2 protein-coding genes are annotated in these 3,269 nt (G+C 44.4%); both read left to right on the forward strand.

Annotated elements, in window-relative coordinates; translation table 11 throughout:
• The coding region (gene tssH, locus WH277_RS00095) for a type VI secretion system ATPase TssH (protein ID WP_339503636.1) at positions 1–2,415 on the forward strand (2,415 nt) is incomplete at its 5' end.
• A gap of 54 nt (positions 2,416–2,469) precedes the next feature.
• Complete coding sequence (locus WH277_RS00100) at positions 2,470–3,030, forward strand: fimbrial protein (protein ID WP_339454756.1); 561 nt, start codon at positions 2,470–2,472, stop codon at positions 3,028–3,030.
• Positions 3,031–3,269: the final 239 nt, after the last annotated feature.

Consider the following 3,269-nt stretch of genomic DNA (forward strand, 5'->3'; position numbering starts at 1 on the left):
ATTGAGCGTGCATGGATTTATGCAAGTCTGGAGTGCTATGCGAGTCGCATCAGAAGCGGTCACCTATTGATTGCAATGCTGACGACAATGGAATTGCGTCGCGTCTTATCGGCGATCTCTCCAGTATTCGACAATGTTCAACTTGATGTATTAACTAAAGATTTTAACTACATTACGCGTTCTTCTACTGAAGCTAATGAGTCAGAAGATGATGTTCATCATGATAGCGATCTACCGGGGCAAGCCAGCAATGCTATCAATACAAATGAAAACTCAGCATCTCTTACACAGTACTCTACAGACCTTACTGCATTAGCACGTGAGGGGAAAATTGATCCCGTGCTAGGTCGCGACCATGAGATCAATACCATGGTCGATATACTGCTGCGCAGACGCCAAAATAACCCGCTATTAACCGGTGAAGCTGGTGTAGGCAAAACAGCAGTAGTAGAAGGATTAGCACAGGCGATTGTTGCAGGTAAAGTCCCACCTTCCCTTTCTCAAGTCCGCTTGTTAGCCCTGGATATCGTAGCTCTCTCTGCGGGTGCCAGTATGAAAGGCGAGTTTGAAGCACGCCTGAAATCCGTGCTAGATGAAGCCATTGGGTCACCTCAACCCGTTATTCTCTTTATTGATGAAGTTCATACACTTATTGGTGCAGGTGGTAATGCAGGAACAGGCGATGCAGCCAACTTGCTTAAGCCGGCTCTTGCGCGTGGCCAGCTTCGCACGATTGGTGCCACAACCTGGAGTGAATTTAAACGTCACATTGAGAAAGACCCTGCGTTAACGCGACGTTTTCAGGTATTGCAAGTCGAGGAGCCAGATGAAAACACGGCTACGTCAATGTTACGTGGTCTGGTTCCTATGCTCGAAAAGCACCATAAAGTTTGGATAATGGATGAAGCACTACAGGCAGCTGTGCGACTTTCTCACCGTTACATTCCTGCCCGTCAGCTGCCTGATAAGGCGATCAGTTTGCTGGATACGGCGTGCGCACGTGTTGCAGTGATGCAATTTGCACCGCCAGCAGAGCTTTTGCTTAGAAAATTCCAGGCGGAGACAGCCCAAACTGAGTTATCACTCGCAGAAAAAGCACTTGCCTTCGGTAAAGAGCAACGTCAACGCATTGATGAGTTACAGCAAGATATAACGCAACACGAAGAGCAGGCCCAGATTCTATCTTCACGTTGGGAGCAGGAAAGAACTCTGGTTGCTGAAATCGTCGCAACCCGAGAAGAACTCGATACACTGATCCAGCAAGAATCCCCATCACCAGAAGACATCAGCCTTGTTCAGAAGAAGCTTAGCGCATTGGAAACAACGCTTAAAAAGAGTCGACATGAGCATCCGCTTGTCCAGGCTGAGGTTAACGCCGAAGTCATAGCCAGTATTGTTGCTAACTGGACAGGTATACCCGTCGGCCAGATGATGAAAGATGATATTCGGACCGTACTGGAGTTGCCGTCACGTCTTGAGGAAAGAGTGACAGGCCAATCTCATGCTTTAGATTTGGTCAGTCAGAGTATTCAGGCTTCCCGTTCAGGTTTAGCAGATCCCGGAAAACCTATTGGTGTGTTTATGCTTGTGGGGCCATCTGGTGTAGGAAAAACAGAAACTGCACTGGCACTGGCTGAGCAACTGTATGGCGGTGAACAGAATCTCATTACTATCAATATGAGTGAATACCAAGAAGCCCACACCGTTTCTTCATTGAAGGGATCACCTCCAGGATATGTTGGATACGGTGAAGGTGGTGTATTAACGGAAGCCGTACGCAGGAAACCATACAGTGTAATATTGCTGGATGAAATTGAGAAAGCGCATCCAGATGTTCATGAGCTATTTTTCCAGGTTTTTGATAAAGGCTGGATGGAGGATGGTGAGGGGCGCCATATAAATTTCAAAAATACTATTATACTGTTAACCAGTAATGCCGGTAGTGAAGTGATAAGCAGTGTCTATGCCGATATTGATACGGCTCCAGATATAAATGGCTTAAGAAAATTATTACAACCAGAGCTACTAAAAACATTCCCGGCTGCATTTTTAGGGCGTGTCAGTGTAGTTCCTTACTTGCCATTACAATCTTCCACACTTGAGCATATTGTAAGAGTTCATTTGGATAGAATTGGTAAACGTTTACATGAACAACATCATGCGTCGCTTAAGTATGATACTCAGTTGGTGAGGTTCGTTGTAGAACAGTGCCCTGTCGCAGAAACTGGCGCACGTATGTTAATTCGTTTCATTGAGCAAAACATCATGCCTGAGATGGCACGGAAAATACTCAGTAGTGAGAACGGCATCGATGGAAAAATTATCAATTTAAGTGTCAACGCGGATAAGGAAATAACCATACTATTCCCAGAAAAGGAGAATTTGCAAAAAGGAAAAGTTAAAAAGGGTAGTTAATGCAATAAGTTACATACAAAAATATTATCATTAGCTTTATAGAGGTTATATATCATGGAAAAGATGAAGTTTTTAGCAACCGCTCTGGCACTTAGCCTCACAGCTTCTTATTCTTATGCTGCAGATCTAGGGGTCGGTCAGGGTAAAGTAACATTCAACGGTAAACTGATTGCTGAAACTTGTCAGCTTGAGGATGGCATGGATAATATTATGGTTACTCTGCCAACATTATCAACCCAAACGCTGGCTGCAGCGGGTGCCACCGCTGGTAGTAAAGTTTTTGAAATTAAAGTAAAAGATTGCGATAAATCAATCAAGAAGGTCGCAGCACACTTTGAAGCGATTGGAAGCACTGGTGTGGATTCAAAAACAGGCAACCTGGAAAATAAGGCAGTAACTGTAGGCGAAGACAAGCCAGCAACGGGTGTTCAAATCCGTCTGTATAACTCTGATGCAGAGCAGAATCAGCTGTTACTGGGTGATACAGGTGAGTCATTTGAGGTTGAGGCAGCAGGGACAGCAACGATGCGCTATTATGGTGGCTACTATGCGACTGCTAAAACAACCCCAGGCTTGGTTACTGCTACCGCCATGTACACCCTGAGTTATCCATAAAGCCCTTAATATGTTAGGGGACTTAATCCATGGTTATTCATTAATTGTGGATTAAGAATCGAGTGAGTCAGATAACACTAAATGGAATAGTTATCTGACTCCTCTGCTGCTTTATGCTTTCCTTTTAATGTTAAGATGATAATGCGATGATATATAAAACACTCATAGCGGTCTTTACTACTATTACATTGTCAACAAGCTCGATGGCAGCGATGACAATCGCTGGGACTCGTGTTATT

It is taken from the genome of Erwinia sp. MYb416, from assembly GCF_037479575.1.
Classification (GTDB): Bacteria; Pseudomonadota; Gammaproteobacteria; order Enterobacterales; family Enterobacteriaceae; genus Erwinia; species Erwinia rhapontici.

What these genes read in the sequence shown, in the direction of transcription:
- WH277_RS00100 (WP_339454756.1), top strand. Translation starts at nt 2,470, where the DNA reads ATGGAAAAGATGAAGTTTTTAGCAACCGCTCTGGCACTTAGCCTCACA.